Here is an 18,602-nt window from a genome sequence, read left to right on the forward strand (position 1 = left end):
CTCGCGCGTCGCTCCCTGGAGGCCAGGCCACATGAGCGGGCCCATGTTCATCGCGGGAGGCCAGGCGAGCTCCGCGGCGCGAGAGCGGGCGATGGCGCTCGTCGGCCGCACGCTCGTGCACCGGTACCGCATCGAGGAGCTCGTGGCGATGGGCGGCATCGCCGCCGTCTTCCGGGCCAAGAAGCTCGCGACCGGCGAGGACGTGGCCGTCAAGGTGCTCCACCCCGACGCCGAGGAGCTGCCGGAGCTCATCGAGCGCTTCGAGCGCGAGGCGATCGCCGGCCGCCATATCTTCCACCCCAACGTCGCCGCGGTCTACGAGATCAACCAGCTCGACAATGGCGCGTGGTTCATGGTGATGGAGTTCATCCGCGGCATCACGCTGCGCAAGCTCATCGACCAGGGCCCCATCCCGCCGGGGCGCGCCACGAACATCGCGCGCCAGATCGCGACCGCCCTGAACGCGGCGCACGACTTCGGGATCGTGCACAGGGACGTGAAGCCGCTCAACATCATGGTCCTCGACGGCCCGGACGAGCGCGTGCAGCTCATCGATTTCGGCCTCGCCAAGGTCCCGGTAGAGCAGTTCTCCATCCCCAGCTCCATGCCCAGCGAAGATGGCTCGCGCCGCTCGCTGACGAACGCCGGGGTGCTGCTCGGCACGGTGGCGTACATGGCGCCCGAGGCCGCGCTCGGCATGCGCTCGGTCGACCGGCGCGCCGACCTCTACGCGCTCGGCGTCATCCTGTACGAGATGCTCGCGGGCAAGCACCCCTTCACCGCGGTCGAGCCCTCGGCGCTCTTCGCGCAGCACCGGTCGGCCGTGCCGCCGCCCATCGCCGAGCGCTCGCCCGGCATCGTCGTCCCGCCCGCGCTCGAGGCGGTCGTGATGCGCCTGCTCGCCAAGGACCCGGACGACCGCTTCCCCCACGCGCGCGCCGTCGTCGTGGCGCTCGACGCCGCCGCCCAGAAGATGAGCGGGCCAGATAACCGCCTCAGCATCGCCGCCCCGAACAGCCTGCGGGCCGCCGCCAGCTTCCTCGAGCGGCGGACGTCGCGCGCCGTGCTCGCGGGCGCGGGCCTCCTGTTCTTCGCGGTGGGGAGCGTGATCGCCTGGCTGCTCGCGTCGCGGTGAGCGCGGCGCGACGAGGGAGACGCCGCGCGCCGTCGCGGTGAGCGCGGGGCGAGGGGCCCCTCGCCCCGCTCGGCTCGACCTACTCGCACAAGCCCACGGGGAGCCCCGCGAACGCCGAGCGGTCGACGCACTTCTTGCCGCCCGGGCACGCCTCGCCGCGCTCGCCGCGCGGATCGCAGAGGTCCTTGCACGTGTCCGTTTCCGGGTCGCACACGCTGCCGGGCGCGCAGGTGAACGAGGCGTCACACGGCTGCCCGCCCGAGCCCGCGCCCGCGTACCAGCACGAGGTCGCCCCGTTGCCCAGGAACACGCACGCAGCGCCGTTCTCGCACGCCTGCGCGAAGAGATCGCAGCCGTCGCCCTCCGCGCAGGAGCCGCCGGTGGGCGAGCCGCCGTCGAAGAGGCACGCGCTCCCCGGCGCGCAGGCCGAGGGGCGATCGCAGATCGCGGCGCAGCGCTGATCCAGGCTGCACGACAGCGCGTCGCCGCACTCCGACGCGGCGAGGCAAGTCTCGCCGGGACGGGCGCCGGTCCGCGGCTGCTTTGCGAGGCTCGTGCCGCGGGGCAGCGCGAGCGCGTCGCGCTCGAGGAGGACGCCCGATTTGTAGATGCGCGAGACCCGCTCGAGCGCGCGGACGTCGGTGAGAGCGTCGCCGTCGACCACGAGCACGTCCGCGAGCGCCCCCTCCTCGATGCGCCCGAGGTCGGGTCGCCCGAGCACGTCCGCGGCCGTGCGCGTCGCGGCGGCGAGGGCGTCGATCGGCGGCATCCCGGCCTCGACGAGGAGCGCTACCTCGCGGCGCATGGCGATCCCGTGGAAGACGCCTGGGTTGCCGGCGTCGGTGCCGGCGGCGACGGTGACCCCGGCCTGAACCACGGTGTGGACGTTCGCGACCGCGTGGTCGCGCCACCCCTTCACGAGCTCCCGGTACCGGGCTGTCGTGGTCTCCGCGAGCAGCGACGGGTCGCGCAGGGCGGCGATCACGTCGGCCGGCACGTCATCACGGAGGGCGGGGTCGTCGAGCTCGTCGAGCTCGCCGTGGGCGATGCGGTACAGGCCATCCATCACGGAGAGCGTCGGCACGACGACGGCTCCCGCGGCGGCCATCCGGCGCGCGAGCTCGGGCGAGATGAGGTCCTGATCCGGGATGTGCGCGAAGAGCGTCACGCCGGCGTCGAGCGCAGCCTCGATGTCGGCGGCCTCCGCCACATGAGCGATGACGCGGAAGCCCGCGGCGCTGGCGGCCTCCTCGATGGCCGCGATCGACGCGTCCGAGATCTGCGGGCGCGGCCGGGCTCCGTCCGAGTCGATGACGATCTTGATGACGTCGGGCTCGCGGGGGAGGAGCGCCGCGAACGCGTCGCCCACGTCGGCGGGCGAGTCGATGAAGACGCAGAAATCGCCGGGCGGGGCGCCCTGGGTGCAGGGGTGCCCCCCGGTCGGCGTGAGCAGCGGCCCGGCTGCGAAGAGCTGCGGCGCGAGGATCTCGCCGGCGCGGGCGCGCGCTCGCTGCTCGAAGATGACGCGCTGGGATGAGCCGAGATCCAGGTACGAGGTGACGCCCGCCCGGAGCATTGCCTTCGTGTGGTCCTCGAGGTGGAGCTCGCCGTCATAGTAATCGTAGGGCCCGGCGACGCTCAGCGAGTGCACGTGGAGGTCGATCAGCCCGGGGAGCACCGTCTTCCCCGAGACGTCCACGACCTCGCCGCCCGTGACCTCGACCTCGTGCTCGTTGAAGACGACCTGTCGCACCTTGTCGCCGTCGATCACCACCGTCGCCCTGCCCGCGCGCGAGCCGTCGAACACCGTACCTCCCGTCAGCACGGTGCAGCCCGCGCACCCCACCTCGATGGACTCGAGCGACAGAGAGCGCTCCGCGGCGCCGCAGCCAGCAAGCCATGTTGAAGCGACAAGGACACACGAAGATAGACCAGCAAAAACCAGTCCGAGCGAAGTACGATGCATGACACTCCTTTGCCGAGGGCGCTGAGCGCTCGAAAGCGCGCGCGGGCCGGGTACCGGAGAGCGCGATGAAAGGCAATTCGACGAGGTCGCGTTCACGGCGCGATGGATGCGCGCACGCAGCGTGCCGCGTTATCCAGGATTGCTGGGTTCCAGCGGAGCGACGCGATCGAGGCGCTTCGTCCGCGACGCCCCGGCGGCGATCAGGGGCATGAGAGAGAGGCGCCATTCGCGGGATGCGCGGGAGACGCGAGATCGCGATTGGTCCTCATGACGGCGGGATATCCCGGGCTGCCCGCGGCGCCGGTCGCCATGGATGACAGGGAATCAGCGCGACGTCCGTCGTCGCTCAATGGGCCCTTCGGATTGACGAAGACCCTTTGCGTGCCTCACCTACTCGTGGGAGGCTGTGCGATGAGTGATTCGAACAACGGGAATGCGGCGCCGAAGAATCTGGATGTCGAGGTGAAGGAGATCCGCAACGCCATCGACGAGTTGTCGAGCAGGCTGGAGGCAATGGAATCAGCGCGTCCGGTCAGCTATAGCTGCGGCGGCGGCTGCGGCGGCGGCTGCGGCGGCGGCTGCGGCGGCGGCGGCTGCAGGTGCGGCGGCGGCTGCGGCGGCGGCTGCAGGTGCGGCGGCGGCTGCAGGTGCGGCGGCGGCTGCGGCGGCGGCTGCAGGTGCGGCGGCCGCTGCGGCGGCGGCGGCGGCTGCAGGTGCGGCGGCGGCTGTCGCTGAAGCCAGCCCTGATGCGGTGAGGCGGGGCGGTAGACCGCCAGAGGAAGACGAGGAGCGCGAGGGCTCAAGAAAGGCATCTTCCCGTCTTCCCGGGCTCGCCACGATCAAGCGAGCTCGCGCCCCGGCCGCACGCGAGGGTCTTCTCTCCTTGGTTTGTCGGGGCGGCTCCTTGAGCGCCAGGATTGAACCTATTTACCGAAGGCGCGGCGCGGCGCCGGTCGAGACGCCGCCGCGCTGCCCTTTCCTGGAGATCTCGCGTGGCCATTCAACTGCTCAGCTCATCGACCGCGGCGTCGTCGCTCGACGAGGCCGCCCCGCCCGCGCCGGCGCACGAGCGGCTCGCGCGCGCGCGCGTCCTCGTGGTCGGGCTCGAGCCGTGGGGCGCCGTCGCGGCGATCGAGCTCGCTTCCGCGGGCGTCGCCGCGATCCACGTCCTCGACGACAGGCAGGTCGCGGCGGACGATCTCGGCCCCTTCGCCGAGGTGGATCTCGGGAAGGATCGCGCTCACTCGCTCTCCCTCGCGCTGTCGCGGATCGCGCCCGGCTGCGCGGTCACGCACGGCGCGCTGCTCGCGGCCGAGGGTCGCCCGCTCGTCCAGGACGACACCGCCTGGGACCTGGTCCTCACGTGCGTCCCGGGCGATGACCTCCTCGTCCTTCAGAGCGTCGCCCGCTTCGCCCACGCGGCCTCCGTCCTCTCGCTCAGCGCGCACCTCGAGGGGCTCGACGCGGTGATCGGTCCGGCCGTCGTGCCGGGCGAGACAGCGTGCTGGAGCTGCTGCCGCCTCCGGCGGCTCGCGACAAGCGATCAGCCCGAAGCGGATTGCGCGCTCCAGACATCGCTCCTCGCCGCGCGCCCGGGGCGCCGCGCGCGCACCTACCTCGCGCCGGTGCCGGGGTTCCTGGGCCACGCCGTCGCGCTCGCGGCCGTCGATCTGCTCGTGAACCGCGCCGCGTCGCGGCTCGCAGGGCGCTTCGTGGTCCAGAGCCTGATCGACCTGGAGTCGTCGTTCCACACCGCCCTGCGGATGCCGTGGTGCGCGGTCTGCGGGGGCGCCGCCGGCGCAGGCCGCGCGCGCCGGAGATCGAGCGTACGCCTCCGCGACGCGCGCGACCCGGCGGAGCTCCGGCGGATGCTCGCCGGCATCGTCGACGCGCGGGCGGGCATCGTCCGGCACCTCGGGCTTGCCGCGATGAGCCCGGCGCTCGCCCCCGAGGCGCCGATCATCGCCACCGCGCTCCTCAGCAACACCACCGACGGCTCGGCGCCGGCGCACCGCTGCGAGGAGCCGGAGGTCGGCACCGGAAAGGGCGTCACGGCCGTCGAGGCCCTGATCAGGGCGACCGGCGAGGCGGTCGAGCGCTACTCCGCCGGGCTCTTCGACGCGCGGGCGCTGCTCCGCGCCCCGGTCGCCGAGATGAAGGGCGACTTCATCGCCCCGGAGCGGCTCTGCCTCTACGGCGAGGCGCAGTATGCCCGGCCCGGGTTCCCGTTCGCGCGGATCGATCCGACCACGCCCATCGAGTGGGTCCTCGGGCGGTGGCTGGACACCCGCGCGCCCGTGCACGTGCCGGCGCTCCCTGCCTACTATGGCAACTGCGCCGGGCCCGGCGCCCACTTCTGCCAGGTGACGTCGAACGGGCTCGCCGCCGGCCCGACGCTCGAGGGCGCGTCGATGGGGGCCGCGCTCGAGCTCATCGAGCGCGACGCCTTCATGATCTCGTGGCTCGCTCGCCGGCCGGGGCGGCGGATCTTGCCCGACGACGCGATCGACCCGGAGGTGCACGAGGTCGCGCGGCAGCTCGAGGAGCGCGGGGCCCGGATCGAGCTGTATCTGCTCGAGGCGGGCATCGCGGTCCCCGTGGTGATGTGCGTGGGCTACGGCGACGGCAAGCGCTGGCCCGGCGCGGTGGTCTCGATCTCGGCCCACCTGAGCCCGCTCACCGCGATCAAGAAGGCCATCCTGGAGCAGGGCCAGATTGGCAATTTCGTCTTCCGCCTCATGACGGGCGAGGACGTCGCCGTCCCCGAGCGGCCGGAGGACGTGCGCACGATCGAGGATCACGCTGTCTATTACCTTCCGCCGAGCCGCGCCGCCGCCTTCGCCTTCCTCCGCCAAGGGGGCACCGTGACCGCCGCCGAGCTCGAGGAGCCGAGCGAGGTCTCGCTGTCCGAGCTCGCCCGGCGCGTCCAGGCCGCGGGGATGCGCGTCGCGATCGTCGACGTGACCTCGCCCGATCTCGCCGCGACCCCGTTCCGCGTCGCCCGGGCCCTCGGGCCCGACTTCCAGCAGATCCATTTCGGCCACGAGCTCGCGCGGCTCGGCAATCCGCGCCTCCGCTCGATGGCCCCCCACGGGATCAACCCCGACCCTCACCCGATGGCCTGAGCGAGGACACCATGGCAAGGAGCAAGAGGTGGACGTCGCGCGGCGCTGTCACCTCCAGTCCTCCCACGTGAGGTCGCGCCCGCTGGAGGCGCCGTTCGATGGGGATCGCCAGCCAGCGCCGAGCGCCAGAGGGCGAGTCGCTCGCGGGGACGGGAGGCTGCGCAAAAAGGCGATGAATCAAGGTGTATTCACGGCGCGGCGGGCGCACGCGACGCGCCAGCTTGTCCAGGTTTCTTCGCCTCGCGCGGCGCGGTGCAAGGGAGGCGATTTATCGACGGCGGCCGCCGCGCGCCCCGGGCGCGCGCTGGGCCCGCCGACGGGCAGCGGTGGAGTCGTACGAGGACGGTGAAGAAGGTGAAAGCGACGCGCCAACCCGAAGAAGGAGCGGACCGCGGAGATCGCATCGGCGCATTCCGCCCGTCATCCAGGAAGCATCGATTGACGAACACTCTTTGCGTGCCCCATCTACTTGTGGGAGGCTTTGCCATGAGTGATTCGAGCAACGCGAATGATAAGCCGAAGGACCTGGATGTGGCGGTGACGGAGATCCGCAACGCCGTCAATGAGCTGGACGAGAGATTGGAGGCGATGGCATCAACGACTCCGGTCAACTTCAACTGCAGCTGTAGTTGCAACTGTAGCTGTAGCTGTAGCTGTAGTTGCAGCTGTAGCTGTAGCTGTAGCTGTAGTTGCAGCTGTAGCTGTAGTTGCAGCTGTAGCTGTAGCTGTAGCTGTAGTTGCAGCTGTAGCTGTAGCTGCCGTTGCCGCTGCCGTTGCCGCTGCGGTTAGGCACGATCCGACGAGCGTCGCGGACGGCGCGAGCCCAGGGCGATCGCGCAAGGAATACTGCATATCTCCGAGCGCGGTCGATCCCCCCAGGCCGCCTCGCCGACCAGTCGCCGGGCTCTCCCCGCCTTCGCTTGTCGCCGCATCGATTTTCAACAGGTTCAAAACTCTTTGCCGAAGGGTAGCGCGGCGCAGGTCGAGGCCTCACCGCGCTCATCCTTCCTGGAGAGCTCGCGTGTCCACGCAACTGCCCAGCTCATCGGCCGCCGCTTCACCGCTCGACAGGACCGCCCCGCCCCGGCCAGAACCGGAGGAGGCGCGCGAGGCGCTCGCGCGGTCGCGCGTCCTCGTGGTTGGGCTCGAGCCGTGGGGGGCGGTAGCGGCCGCGCAGCTCGCGTCGGCGGGCGTCGGCGCGCTGCGCGCGGTCGACGATCGGCAGGTGACGGCGGACGATCTCGGCCCCTTCTGCGAGGCGGATCTCGGCGAGGAGCGCGCCGACGCCCTGTCCGCCGCGCTCTCGCGGATCGCGCCCGGGTGCGCGGTCACGTCGGGGACGCTGCGCGCCGCCGCGGACCGCCCCCTCGCCGAGGAGGACACGGGCTGGGATCTGATCGTCGCCTGCGTGCCGGGCGACGATCTCCTCGTCCTCCAGGGCGTCGCCCGCTTCGCCCACGCGCACTCCATCCTCTCGCTGAGCGCCCACCTCGACGGGCTCGACGCGGTGATCGGCCCGGTCGTCGTGCCTGGCGAGACCGCGTGCTGGAACTGCTACCGTCTCCGGAGGCTCGCGACCAGCCGGCGCGCCGAGGCCGATCACGCCGTCCAGGCGGCGCTCCTCGCCGAACGCCCGGGGCGTCGTGCGCGCACCTACCTCGCGCCGGTGCCGGCGTTCCTGGGCCACGCCGTCGCCCTCGCGGCCGTCGAGCTGCTCGTGCGCCGGCGCGCGTCGCGCCTCGCGGGGCGGTTCCTGGTGCAGAACGTCGTCAACGCGGAGGTCTCTTCCCACGCCGTCCTGCAGATGCCCTGGTGCCCTGTCTGCGGCGGCGCCGCCGAGGCCCTGCGCCGCGGGACGGCGCCGGCGTGCCGGCCCGCGCGCCTGCGCGACGCGGGCGATCCCGCGGAGCTCCGCCGGCTCCTGGCCGGCATCGTCGACGCGCGCGCGGGCATCGTCCAGCATCTCCAGCTCGACGCGACGAGCCCGGCGTTCGCCCCCGAGGCGCCGCGCACCGCCACCGCGCTGCTCAGCAAGTACACCGAGGGCGCAGGAGACGCTCACCGCTGCGACGAGCCCCAGCTCGGCACCGGCAAGGGCATCACGGCCGTCGAGGCGCTCGTCAGGGCGGTGGGCGAGGCGGTCGAGCGCTACTCCTCCGGGCTCTTCCGGAAAGCGGAGCTCCTCCGCTCCTCGGTCGCCGAAATGAAGGGCGACTTCATCGCTCCGGAGCGCCTCTGTCTGTACGACGAGGCGCAGTACGCCCGCCCCGGGTTCCCGTACCCGCGGCTCGACCCGAGCACGCCGATCGAGTGGGCCCTCGGGCGCTGGATGGACACCCGCGCGCCCGTGTACGTCCCGGCGCTTCCGACCTATTACAACTACTGCGCGCCGAAAGAGGCCTATTTCTGCCAGGTGACCTCGAACGGCCTCGCCGCCGGCGCGACGATCGCCGGCGCGTCGCTCGGGGCTGCCCTCGAGCTCATCGAGCGCGACGCCTTCACGATCTCCTGGCTGGCCCGCCGGCCCGGTCGGCGTATCCTGCCCGACGACTCGGTCGATCCCGAGGTGCGCGAGATCGCCCGGCAGCTCGAGGGGCGCGGCGCCCGGATCGAGCTGTATCTCCTCGACGCGGGCGTCGCCGTCCCCGCCGTCATGTGCGTGGGCTACGGCGACGGCAAGCGCTGGCCCGGCGCCGTGGTGTCGCTCGCCGCCCACCTGAGCCCTCGCACCGCCATCAGGAAAGCCATCCTGGAGCAGGGCCAGATAGGGACTTACGTCTTCCGCCTCATGACCGGCGAGGCGCTCGACATCCCCGAGCGCCCGGAGGACGTGCGCTCGCTCGAGGATCACGCGGTCTACTACGTCCCCCCGAGCCGCGCCGGCGCCTTCGCGTTCCTCGGCGAGGGCGGCACGGTGACCGCCTCGCAGCTCGAGGAGCCCGAGGAGATCTCGCTCTCCGCGCTCACGCGCCGCGTGAGCGCCGCGGGGCTCCGCCTCGCGATCGTCGACGTGACGTCCCCCGACCTCGCGGCGACCCCCTTCCGCGTCGTCCGGGCCATCGGGCCCGACTTCCAGCAGATCCATTTCGGCCACGCGGTCGCGCGGCTCGGCAACCCGCGCCTCCACGCGCTGGCGCCCCACGGGATCAACCCTGACCCCCATCCGATGGCCTGAGAGAGGACACCATGGCAAGGAGCATTGAGGCGGACATCGCGCGGCTCTATCATCTCCAGTCCGCTCACGTGAGATCGCGGCCGCTGGAGCCGCCGTTCGACGCGGACACCCAGCCGCTCCAGTTCCGCACCTACGTAGGGTCGGAGCGCACGGCGCTGCCAGGACGCGATTTCGCGATCGACGCCCCGCTCGGCGAGGTGCTGGAGCGGCGCCGGTCGATCCGCGATTTCGCCCTCGGGGCGATGCCCCTGGAGACGCTCGGGCGGCTCCTCCACGCGAGCTACGGCGTCCGGGGCGCGCGCAAGATCGATGCAGAGTGGACCTGCGATCGCCCGACCCCCTCGGCCGGCGGCCGGTACCCGCTCGAGATCTATGTGGCGACGCAGGCCGTGGAGGACCTTCCGGACGGCCTCTACCACTACGACGCGCGCGCGCACGAGCTCGAGCTCCGCCGGGGAGGCCTCGCGCACGCCGCGCTCGCGGATCTGACCCTGGCGCAGGACATGGTCCTGAACACCAACGTCGTTGTCATCATCACGGCGGTCCCGCTCCGCACCATGTGGAAGTACGGCCAGCGCGGCTATCGCTTCCTGTGGCTCGACGCAGGGCACCTCGGCCAGAACCTTTACCTCGTCGCGACCGCCATGGGCCTCGGCCCGGTGGCGATCGGCGGCTTCTACGACGACGAGCTCAAGGCCTTCCTGGCGCTCCCGGCCGAGGAGGACGCCATGTACGTCGTCTGCATCGGTCAACCCGGGCCGACAGAGGGCCAGACCCGGCCCCAGCGCGGCTGAACAGGGAGCATCGGAGAGCACCATGCCCAGCATTCGACTCAGCCGCTCGGCCAGCATCACGCCCACGGACGCAGGGGTCATCCTCCGGTCCGATCTCGGCACCTTCCAGCTCACCGGCGCAGACGTGGGCGCGTTCCTCGAGCGGATGGCGCCGCTGCTCGACGGGTCGCGCGACCGGGAGGCGATCGTCGAGGCGCTCGCCGACTACTCGCGGCAGAGCGTGACCGCGCTCCTCGACCTGCTGGAGACGCGCAGGCTGATCGAGCCGGCGCCCGGCGCGGCGGAGCCCGCGGATCGCGAGCGCCTCCGCGGGCAGGTCGAGTTCCTCCGCAGGTGGTCGGCGGCACCGCCGCAGGCGGCGCAGCGGCTGGCGAGCGCGCGCGTGCTCGTCGTGGGCCTCGAGCCCTGGGGCGCCGCGGCGGCCCTCGCGCTCGCCGAGGCGGGGATCTCCGCGCTCCGCCTGATCGACGACGGCGCGGTCGGCCCGCGCGACGTCGCCGTGCTCCGGGAGCGCGGCGAGGCGGCGCTCGGCGCGCCCCGCCGGGGCGCCGTGGCGGCGTTGATCCGCGAGCGCGCGCCGCGGTGCCGGGTAGACGAGAGCCCCGGCGCCGCGCTCGACGCGGGGGACCTCCTCTCGCCCGAGGGGCGCCCTCACCTCGTCGTCGCGGCGGCGCGCGGCGACGACGCAGCGCTCCTCTCGCGCGTCGCGCGGTTCGGCCATCGCGCGCGGGTCGCCTCGCTCTTCGCGCACCTCGCGGGGACGGCGGCCGTCCTCGGCCCGCTCGTGTTCCCGGGGAAGACGGCGTGCCGGGTCTGCGCCGCGGCCGACGCGCTCAACCCGCCGCTCGCGACGCGCTCGCCGGCGGGGCCGCCGCCGCACGCGGGCGCGATGGCGCAGATGCTCGGCCACCTCGCGGCGATGGAGGCCCTCAAGGTGCTCTCGGAGTACACGCCGTCGAGGCTCGGCGGCCGGGTGCTGCTCCAGGACCTCTCGACGCTCGAGACGTCGTACCACACGCTGGTGAGGCTGCCCTGGTGCAGCGTGTGCGGCGAGGGGTGACGCCGGCTCGGAGGTGCTCTAGCCTGCGGCCGTGAAGAGGGCCCGCCTCCAAGCCGCCTCGCGGAGCGCCGCCGCGCTCGCCGCGCCGCCGGGCCTCCGCGCGGCCGCGCGGCTCGCCAGCCTCCAGGGCGCGCCGCGCGATCGGGCCGCCGACGCGGCCGCCGCCGGGGTCCGGAGCTGACGCCATGATCGGCCGGACCCTCGACGACCGCTACGCGATCCACCGGCTGCTCGGCCAGGGCGGCATGGGCGCCGTCTACGAGGCGCGGCACACGGGCACCGGCCGCCGCGTCGCGGTGAAGGTCATCCTCGGCCAGGCCGCGGACGACGACCTCGTCCGCCGCTTCCAGCGCGAGGCGCGCGCGGTCGGCGCGGTCGAGTCGGAGCACATCGCGCAGGTGTTCGACACCGGGCGCGACCGCGAGACCGGCGCGCCGTACATCGCGATGGAGTTCCTCGAGGGCGAGGACGTGCAGGCCCTCATCGAGCGGCTCGGCCCGCTGCCCGTCGATCTCGCGCTCCGCGTCGGCCTGCAGGCGTGCCTCGGGCTCGAGCGCGCGCACGAGGCCGGCATCGTCCACCGCGACATCAAGCCGGCGAACCTCTTCCTCGCGCGGAAGCAGGGCGGCCAGCGCGTGATCAAGCTGCTCGACTTCGGCGTCGCCAAGGTGGCCGACAACAGCCTCGGCAACGGCGGGATGACCAAGAGCGGCGCGCTGCTCGGCTCGCCGCTCTACATGTCGCCCGAGCAGGCGCGCGGCAGCGGCGCCGTCGACGCGCGCTCGGACATCTGGTCGCTCGGGATCAGCCTGTACCACGCGCTCTCGGGGCAGCGGCCCAACCAGCACCTGACCGGCCTCGGAGAGCTCGTCCTGGCCATCTGCACGACGCCCGTGCGCTGGCTCCAGGAGGTCGCGCCGTGGGTGCCGCCGGAGGTCGCCCACGTGGTGCACCGGGCGCTGGTCATCGATCCGGCCGGCCGCACCGCGAGCGCCGCCGAGCTCGCGGCCGCGCTGCGGGCGTTCCTGCCGAACGGCGAGGCGATCGTCGACGCGATGCTCGTGCCGCTCGACGCCGCCGCGCGGGCGTCGCGCGCGTCGTTCGCGCCGCTCGACGGCGCCCACGGCGCGGCGCGCGGGCCGAGCGCGCCGTCGTTCCACGCCGCCTCGGGCCCGCCGCGCGGCCCGGGCGCGGCCTTCGACACCGGCTCGGGCCTGGCGCGCGGGTCGGGGCCGCCGCTCGACGCGCCGTTCGCCGCTGCGCGCCCCTCGCGCGCGACGACCGGGCCGCACGCGCTGTCGGGCACCGCGCCCGCCACGAGCGTGGGGCTGTCGAGCCGCCCCGACCGGCCGGCGTCGCGCCCGCCCGTCGCCCTGCTCGTCGGCGGCGTGCTGGCCGCCGCTGTCGCGGGCGGCGTCGGCGTCTACTTCGCGGTGCGCGGCGGGTCGCCGCCGGCGGCTTCCTCGGCCGAGCCGGCGCCGCCCCCGCGCGACGAGGCCGAGCCGCCGCCGCCGTCCGCGGGCGCCGAGGTCAGGCCGGCCCCGCGCGACGAGGTCGAGGCCGAGCTGCCGCGCGCCGACGCGCCGGCGCCCGCCACCGCGACGCCCGAGGCGCCGCCCTCGCCTTCCGCGAGCGCGCCGGCCGCGCCTCCCGCCGCGTCGACGTCGGCGCGGGTCGTCGCGCGCCCGCCCGCGCCGCGGCCGTCCGCCGTCAGGCCGCCCTCCAGGCCCCCGAGGAACGACGATGACGAGACATCGAGGAAATAGCCGCGCGGCGTGGTGTGTCGCCGCGCTCCTGTCGCTCTCCGCCGCCGTCGCCCGCGCGGAGCCGTCGGCGGATCAGGCGGCCGCGGCCGAGGCGCTCTTCCGCGAGGGGCGCGAGCTCGTCGCCAAGGGCAAGCTCGCCGAGGCGTGCCCCAAGTTCGCGGCGAGCCAGCGGCTCGATCCGGGCTACGGCACCCAGTGGAACCTCGCGGACTGCCTCGAGCGGCTCGGCCGGAGCGCGAGCGCCTGGGCCGCGTTCCGCGAGGCGGCGGACATGGCGAGCCGGGCTGGCCAGGCCGACCGCGAGGCGAAGGCGACGCGCCGCGCGGCCGATCTGGAGCCGAAGCTCGAGCGCCTCTCCATCGCGGTGAGCGCGCTGGCCGACGGGCTCGTCGTGCGGCGCAACGGCGCGGTCCTCGACGCGGGCGCGTGGGGCGCGGCGCTCCCGGTCGACCCGGGCCAGCACCGCGTCGAGGCGACCGCGCCCGGCAAGAAGCCGTTCTCGGTGGAGGCGCAGACCGCCGGCCCCGGCAAGGTCGTCACGGTGGAGGTCCCGCCGCTCGAGGACGACCCCGCCGCGGCCGCCGCGGCGGCCCCGCCGCAGCCTGGCGGGGCGGCCGAGCCGGGGCCCGCCGCGCCGCCCGCGCCGGCCGGGGACGGCGGCGCGGGCACCCGGCGCACCCTCTCCTTCGTGGCGGGCGGCGTCGGCGTCGCCGGCGTCGTGACGGGCTCGATCTTCGGGCTCGTCGCCAGCTCGCGGTGGAACCGGGCCCAGGACGAGCACTGCCGGACCAGGACGCTCTGCGACGCGCAGGGCGTGGCGCTGGTCGACGACGCCGGGCGCGCCGCCGCGCTCTCCAACGTGGGCTTCGTCGTCGGCGGGATCGGGCTCGCGGCCGGCGTCGCGCTGTTCGTGACGTCGCTCGGCGGCGACGAGCCCGCGGCGGCGCGGATCGTTGTCACGCCCGCGGTAGGGCTCGCCGGCGGCGGGCTGGAGCTCCAGGGCCGCTTCTGACGAGCAGCCGCGGGCGCGCGCGGCTGCCGGCGGTGGGTGGCGGAGCGCGCGCGGCGGCGGCAGCCCCGCGCTCAGGCGGAGAAGGTCACCGGGAGCGCGCGGAGGCCGCGGACGAGGAAGCTCTGGATCCACTCCAGGTGGGGCGCGGCGATCGCGAGATCCGGCAGCCGCTGGACGATCGTGTTGAGCACGACCTGGGCCTGGACGCGGGCCATCTGGGCGCCCAGGCAGAAATGGATGCCGCCGCCGAACGCGACGTGGCGGTTGTCCTTGCGCAGGATGTCCAGCCGGTCCGGATCCGGAAAGCGGGCCGGGTCCCGGTTCGCCGCGTGGAGAAAGCCGAACGCGATCTGCCCTGCCTCGATGCGCACGCCGCGGATCTCGACGTCCTCGCGGGCGCGGCGCGAGGATTGGTAGGCCGCGCCGTTGTAGCGCAGGACCTCCTCCACCGCCTTGTCGATGAGCTCCGGGCTCCCCCGGAGCTTCTGCAGCTGGTCAGGGTTGCTGATCAGGGCCAGGGCGCCGTTGCCGATGAGGTGGGTCGTCGTCTCGTGGCCGCTCGCGATCAGGAGCGCGCAGGTCGACACGAGCTCGGCGTCGCTGAGCATGCTGCCCTGCTCCTCCGCGAGCAGGAGATTGCTGACGATGTCATCGCCCGGGCGCGCTCGCCGCTCCTCCACGAGCTCGCGGAGGTACTCCTCGAACCCGAGGACCCCCTGATGGCCCCTGTCGACGATCTCCTCGTCCGGCGACGGCGCCCCGAGCAGCGTGAAGATGCCGTCGGACCACCCCTTCAGCCGCCGCGTGTCCTCCGGCGAGATCCTCAGCAGCTTCCCGATGACGACGCCGGGCAGCGGATAGGCGAGATCGCGGACGATATCCATGCGCCCGTCGGCCCGCACCGCGTCGATCATCTCGTTCGCGACCCGCTGCACCAGCGGGCGCAGCCCCTCGACCACCTGTGGAGTGAACCCCTTGGCCACGAGGCTGCGCAGCCGGGTGTGCCTGGGCGGGTCGGCGAGCACCATCCAGTGGGATATGAACTCGTCGTAGCGCTTCAGCTTCTCCCGGAGGGCTGCGGGGGCGCCGTTGATGTAATAGTCGACGCGCTCCGCGGAGAAGCGCGGATCCCTCGTGATGAGCTGCACGTCGTCATAGCGGGTCAGGCAGTAGACGTTGAGCTGTGGGTCCCAGTAAACGGGATCCTCGGCCCGCATGCGCTGGAATGTCGGGTGCGGATTGGCAAAGAAGTCAGGACTGAGAAGGTCGTATCTTGGCACAGTGCTGTGGACTGCCATCGTGGACCGACTCCTGTGGGTAGAGGGGATCGTGTATCGTAGCATCCCGGCGGGAGGCCCGCCCGGAGAGTGAGCTGTCGTGGCGCCCCGGGATGCAGGCATGACGCCGGTGCGGCGCTCCCAGCTCCACGCAGCGCCACGCAGCTCCACGCAGCACCGCGCAGCGCCACGTAGTGGTGCCCTGACTTCTGTCGATGTAGGGCAGCGTCTCGGCGCTGTGCTGGCCTGCCAGGCCCTCTCGCGCGGTCTCGCGCGAGCGTGGACGACATGAGACGTGCGGCGCGCGCGGACATCCGGAAAGTCCGCACGTCACCGCACGTCGCCGCGGTATCCCGCGCGTGCGTCGCAGCGCACGCCGCGGGTCAGCGTCCCTCGGTCGCCCTGCCGCCGCTGCCCGCGCGCTTCAGCTCTCGCACGACGATCGCGCCATAGTTGCGGCTCGGGCCGTCGGGGTAGAAGTCGCTGACGACATGGTCCCTGTCGGGCACCGCGAAGCCGTACCCCCTGTACACCTCGAGGAACGGATCGATGAGGCACCCGTTCAGCTGCAGGAACGCGTAATCCCGCGCGTCCACCTCGCCGTGCCTCCGGCAATAGGCGTCGTAGCCGGGGATCTTGGCGCCGGCGACGACGTAATCGAGGCCGAGCTCCTCCGCCAGCCGGACCGGCGTCTCGATCAGGAGCGCGTACGTCCGGGCCCCGCGCGCCTCCCGCCGGAGCGTGCCCGACACGAGGTAGAGGGCGTTCGCGCTGGCCATGTCGATGTCCGGCAGGTTGCCTTGATTCGTGACCTCGTCCCAGCTCTTCCAGCCCTTGCGCCCTCCCCGCTCGTACCTCGTCGGGCAGCTCGTGAGCGTGCCGATGATCTCGCCTTCCTGCTCGAAGACCCAGAAGCCCTGGGGGAATTTCTCGAGCCGGACGAGCATCGTCTCCCGGCTCGCGCGCTGGTGCTCGGGCCAGTCCTCCTCGACCCGCATGATCCCATCCATGTCTGCGATGCTGGCTTGCCGCGCCTTCACCATGTCACGTCTCCCCGGCGCGACGCCGTCACCGCGGCGCCGCGCCCTCCTCGGGTCACAGCTTGCCGCTCCTCGTGGCCGACACGAGCGCGAGCGCGTCGCGGTCCGGGTCGGACGCGACGTGGCGCGCGATGGCGTCGGCCGCGGCCTGCGCCTCCTCGAGCACCGCGCGCTCGTCCATCGTGAGCACCTCTCCGTCGCGCATCACCATCCGCCCCGCGACGATCACGGTCTTCACCTCGGTGCCGCGCGCGTTGTAGACCAGATTCGGCACGATGTTCCGCACCGGGGCGTCGAGCACCGGAGAGAGGCTCGGCTCGCGGAGGTCGATGAGGATGAGGTCGGCCTGCTTGCCCACGTCGAGCGACCCGATCTGGTCCCCGAGGCCGATCGCCCGCGCGCTCTCGATGGTCGTCATGCGCAGCACCTCCCAGGGCGGCATCACCTTCGGATCGCGCCGGGCGATCTTGTTGAACAGCGCCGTGAGCCGCATCTCGTTGAACATCGAGCACGCGCTGTTGTCCGAGCCGAGGGCCACCATGCCGCCCGCCTCCTTGAAGGCGAGCGCCGGCGGCACGATGCCGTCGATGAGGCCGATGGCGCTCGAGCAGAGCATCATGCGGACGCCGCGGCGGGCCATGAGCTGCACCTCCTCCTGCGTCGCCTCGGTGAGGTGGACGGCCATCAGCTGTTCGTCCAGATAGCCGAGCTCATCGAGGTACTCCGGGGTCCGCTTGCCGTAGCGCGCGAGCATCTGCGCGATCTCCCGGTCTCCCTGGGCCACGTGCATGTGGATCATGAGGCCCTCGCGATCGGCGGCGCGCTTGATCTCGAGCAGGTGCTCCCGGAGCACGATGTCCGGCGCGACCGGCCCGAGCAGCACGGAGATGCGCCCCTCCGCCGCGCCGTTCCACTCGCGCGCGAACGCGACCGCCTCGTCGATGCCCTTGCCCGCCTGCGGATCGAGCGGATAGAGCCCGTCGAGCTTCGCGTCCATGCCGAGCGCGCTGATCGACGCGGCGAGGCGGCCGCGGACGCCGGCGGCCGCGTACGCCTGCGGCCAGCCGGGGAAGGGCGCGACGTGATCGAGGAAGGTGGTTATCCCCGACTTGATCCCCTCGAGGAGGGTGAAGCGCGAGCGGGCCACCGCGTCCGCGTCATCGACGTACTTGTAGTAGATCCAGTACGCCTTCTCCAGCCAGTGGTCCACGTCCTGCGCCACGCCGCGGATCACGTTGACCGGCGAGTGCAGGTGCGCGTTGATGAACCCCGGGAGCATGGCGTGGCCGGTCGCGTCGATGCGCTCCCGGGCGCTGAACCGCGCCGAGAGCTCCGCCGTCGCGCCGACCGCCGCGATGCGCCCGCCCTGGATCGCGACCGCTCCGTCGCCTATGTACCCCACGCCGTCGCCGCGCATGGTCAACGCGTGTGCGTGCACGATGAGCGTGTCGACATGTTCCATGTGAGAGCTCCTTTCCGGTTGCGACGGCGCGCCGGCGCCGGCGCCGAGTCCATGAAGCAGGCAAAGGAAGAGGGCGTGATCAATCGCTCAGGGCTGTCCCAGCACCTTCCCGACCTTGCGCCACGACGGGCGCGAGGTGACGCGCTCCCACCAGGCCGCCACGCTGGGCCGGCTCGACACGAAGTCGCCGCCGCCGGAGGCGATCAGGTAATTGATGTACGGCATGTGCGTGATGTCCGCGAGCGAGAACGTCCCGCCGGCCAGGTACGGCTGGGTCGCGAGCGTCCTGCCCATGACATCGAACGCCAGGGCCACGTCCTTCTTGGCCTTCTGCAGCATCGGCTCGTCGGGCGGCGGGGGGAAGTACACCGCGCCAGGGCTGCTCCAGACGAGGTTGTAGACAGGCCCGCTCCGGATCACGTCATAGGCGGGCCCGCTGAAATACGATTGCTCGGAGCTGATCCATTGCTCCATCCGCGCCCACTCCCGGAGGTCGCTCGGCGTGAGCGAGCGGCCGGGGAGGCGCTGATCGAGGTAACGGATGATCGCCCTCGACTCGTAGAGGAGAAACCCGTCGTCCTCGAGCACGGGGATCTCCCCGAACGGGTGCCGCGCCAGGTGCTCGGGGAGGGTCTTGTCCTCGCCCTTCAGCACGTTCACCTCGACGAGCTCGGCCTCGTGCTCCTTCTCGGCGAGGACGGTCAAGACCTTCTGGGTACACGTGCTCTCCGGCATGCCATAGACCTTCATGGAAACCTCCTTCTTGTCTTCGCCGTTCACGTCCTCAATC

Annotated in this window: 15 protein-coding genes; 9 read left to right on the forward strand and 6 right to left on the reverse strand. The window is 72.8% G+C overall.

What is annotated here, in order from left to right; all coding sequences use genetic code 11:
* Nucleotides 1-43: 43 nt before the first annotated feature.
* The gene (locus WME89_RS37875; protein WP_438004471.1) at nucleotides 44-1,135 is read left to right on the forward strand and encodes a serine/threonine-protein kinase; all 1,092 of its coding nucleotides are present in this window, start codon (nucleotides 44-46) and stop codon (nucleotides 1,133-1,135) included.
* Between the two features lie 79 nt (nucleotides 1,136-1,214).
* Here the strand turns inward: WME89_RS37875 and WME89_RS37880 are convergent, their stop codons facing one another.
* Nucleotides 1,215-3,101 carry an amidohydrolase family protein gene (locus tag WME89_RS37880; RefSeq protein WP_438004472.1) on the reverse strand — a complete coding sequence of 629 codons (1,887 nt, stop codon included), beginning with the start codon at nucleotides 3,099-3,101 and terminating at the stop codon, nucleotides 1,215-1,217.
* Nucleotides 3,102-3,512: 411 nt separating this feature from the next.
* Here WME89_RS37880 and WME89_RS37885 point away from each other — a divergent pair, with 411 nt between their 5' ends.
* Both WME89_RS37885 and WME89_RS37890 read left to right on the forward strand, forming a co-directional pair.
* On the forward strand, nucleotides 3,513-3,836 hold the full coding sequence (locus tag WME89_RS37885; RefSeq protein WP_438004473.1) for a hypothetical protein: 324 nt from the start codon (nucleotides 3,513-3,515) through the stop codon (nucleotides 3,834-3,836).
* A gap of 257 nt (nucleotides 3,837-4,093) precedes the next feature.
* Nucleotides 4,094-6,226, forward strand: coding sequence for a TOMM precursor leader peptide-binding protein (locus tag WME89_RS37890; RefSeq protein WP_438004474.1), 2,133 nt, complete (start codon nucleotides 4,094-4,096; stop codon nucleotides 6,224-6,226).
* 613 nt (nucleotides 6,227-6,839) lie between these two features.
* Here the strand turns inward: WME89_RS37890 and WME89_RS37895 are convergent.
* Nucleotides 6,840-7,019, reverse strand: coding sequence for a hypothetical protein (locus tag WME89_RS37895; protein WP_438004475.1), 180 nt, complete (start codon nucleotides 7,017-7,019; stop codon nucleotides 6,840-6,842).
* Between the two features lie 228 nt (nucleotides 7,020-7,247).
* Between WME89_RS37895 and WME89_RS37900 the strand changes: the two genes are divergently transcribed.
* The 6 genes from WME89_RS37900 to WME89_RS37925 are packed head-to-tail and all read left to right on the forward strand — an operon-like array spanning nucleotide 7,248 to nucleotide 14,033.
* A complete protein-coding gene (locus WME89_RS37900) occupies nucleotides 7,248-9,401 on the forward strand; it encodes a TOMM precursor leader peptide-binding protein (protein WP_438004476.1) in 2,154 nt (717 codons plus the stop codon).
* A gap of 11 nt (nucleotides 9,402-9,412) precedes the next feature.
* Nucleotides 9,413-10,195: a SagB/ThcOx family dehydrogenase gene (locus WME89_RS37905; RefSeq protein ID WP_438004477.1), complete on the forward strand. Its 783-nt coding sequence runs from the start codon at nucleotides 9,413-9,415 to the stop codon at nucleotides 10,193-10,195.
* A 22-nt stretch (nucleotides 10,196-10,217) separates the two neighbouring features.
* Nucleotides 10,218-11,255 carry a TOMM precursor leader peptide-binding protein gene (locus tag WME89_RS37910; RefSeq protein WP_438004478.1) on the forward strand — a complete coding sequence of 346 codons (1,038 nt, stop codon included), beginning with the start codon at nucleotides 10,218-10,220 and terminating at the stop codon, nucleotides 11,253-11,255.
* A gap of 31 nt (nucleotides 11,256-11,286) precedes the next feature.
* On the forward strand, nucleotides 11,287-11,436 hold the full coding sequence (locus WME89_RS37915) for a hypothetical protein (protein ID WP_438004479.1): 150 nt from the start codon (nucleotides 11,287-11,289) through the stop codon (nucleotides 11,434-11,436).
* A gap of 4 nt (nucleotides 11,437-11,440) precedes the next feature.
* Entirely contained in the window at nucleotides 11,441-13,021 is a 1,581-nt protein-coding gene (locus tag WME89_RS37920) for a protein kinase domain-containing protein (RefSeq protein ID WP_438004480.1), read from the forward strand.
* Nucleotides 12,999-14,033 carry a hypothetical protein gene (locus WME89_RS37925; protein ID WP_438004481.1) on the forward strand — a complete coding sequence of 345 codons (1,035 nt, stop codon included), beginning with the start codon at nucleotides 12,999-13,001 and terminating at the stop codon, nucleotides 14,031-14,033. The genes WME89_RS37920 and WME89_RS37925 overlap by 23 nt, the downstream gene beginning before the upstream one ends.
* Before the next feature lie 71 nt (nucleotides 14,034-14,104).
* On the opposite strand, the gene WME89_RS37930 is transcribed toward WME89_RS37925, so the two are convergent.
* The 4 genes from WME89_RS37930 to WME89_RS37945 form a co-directional block, all read right to left on the reverse strand.
* A complete protein-coding gene (locus WME89_RS37930; RefSeq protein WP_438004482.1) occupies nucleotides 14,105-15,250 on the reverse strand; it encodes a cytochrome P450 in 1,146 nt (381 codons plus the stop codon).
* Nucleotides 15,251-15,693: 443 nt separating this feature from the next.
* Nucleotides 15,694-16,320, reverse strand: coding sequence for a hypothetical protein (locus WME89_RS37935; protein WP_438004483.1), 627 nt, complete (start codon nucleotides 16,318-16,320; stop codon nucleotides 15,694-15,696).
* Nucleotides 16,321-16,405: 85 nt separating this feature from the next.
* Nucleotides 16,406-17,812 (reverse strand): amidohydrolase family protein, encoded by a 1,407-nt coding sequence (locus WME89_RS37940; protein ID WP_438004484.1) that lies wholly within the window; start codon nucleotides 17,810-17,812, stop codon nucleotides 16,406-16,408.
* Nucleotides 17,813-17,899: 87 nt separating this feature from the next.
* Nucleotides 17,900-18,562: a glutathione S-transferase family protein gene (locus WME89_RS37945; protein WP_438004485.1), complete on the reverse strand. Its 663-nt coding sequence runs from the start codon at nucleotides 18,560-18,562 to the stop codon at nucleotides 17,900-17,902.
* Nucleotides 18,563-18,602 lie beyond the last annotated feature (40 nt).

Origin of the sequence: Sorangium sp. So ce321 (assembly GCF_051530195.1) — a bacterium.
Classification (GTDB): domain Bacteria; phylum Myxococcota_A; class Polyangia; order Polyangiales; family Polyangiaceae; genus Sorangium.

What these genes read in the sequence shown, in the direction of transcription:
- WME89_RS37875 (WP_438004471.1), top strand. Translation starts at nt 44, where the DNA reads ATGTTCATCGCGGGAGGCCAGGCGAGCTCCGCGGCGCGAGAGCGGGCG.
- WME89_RS37880 (WP_438004472.1), bottom strand. Translation starts at nt 3,101, where the DNA reads ATGCATCGTACTTCGCTCGGACTGGTTTTTGCTGGTCTATCTTCGTGT.
- WME89_RS37885 (WP_438004473.1), top strand. Translation starts at nt 3,513, where the DNA reads ATGAGTGATTCGAACAACGGGAATGCGGCGCCGAAGAATCTGGATGTC.
- WME89_RS37905 (WP_438004477.1), top strand. Translation starts at nt 9,413, where the DNA reads ATGGCAAGGAGCATTGAGGCGGACATCGCGCGGCTCTATCATCTCCAG.
- WME89_RS37910 (WP_438004478.1), top strand. Translation starts at nt 10,218, where the DNA reads ATGCCCAGCATTCGACTCAGCCGCTCGGCCAGCATCACGCCCACGGAC.
- WME89_RS37920 (WP_438004480.1), top strand. Translation starts at nt 11,441, where the DNA reads ATGATCGGCCGGACCCTCGACGACCGCTACGCGATCCACCGGCTGCTC.
- WME89_RS37925 (WP_438004481.1), top strand. Translation starts at nt 12,999, where the DNA reads ATGACGAGACATCGAGGAAATAGCCGCGCGGCGTGGTGTGTCGCCGCG.
- WME89_RS37930 (WP_438004482.1), bottom strand. Translation starts at nt 15,250, where the DNA reads ATGCGGGCCGAGGATCCCGTTTACTGGGACCCACAGCTCAACGTCTAC.
- WME89_RS37935 (WP_438004483.1), bottom strand. Translation starts at nt 16,320, where the DNA reads ATGGATGGGATCATGCGGGTCGAGGAGGACTGGCCCGAGCACCAGCGC.
- WME89_RS37940 (WP_438004484.1), bottom strand. Translation starts at nt 17,812, where the DNA reads ATGGAACATGTCGACACGCTCATCGTGCACGCACACGCGTTGACCATG.
- WME89_RS37945 (WP_438004485.1), bottom strand. Translation starts at nt 18,562, where the DNA reads ATGAAGGTCTATGGCATGCCGGAGAGCACGTGTACCCAGAAGGTCTTG.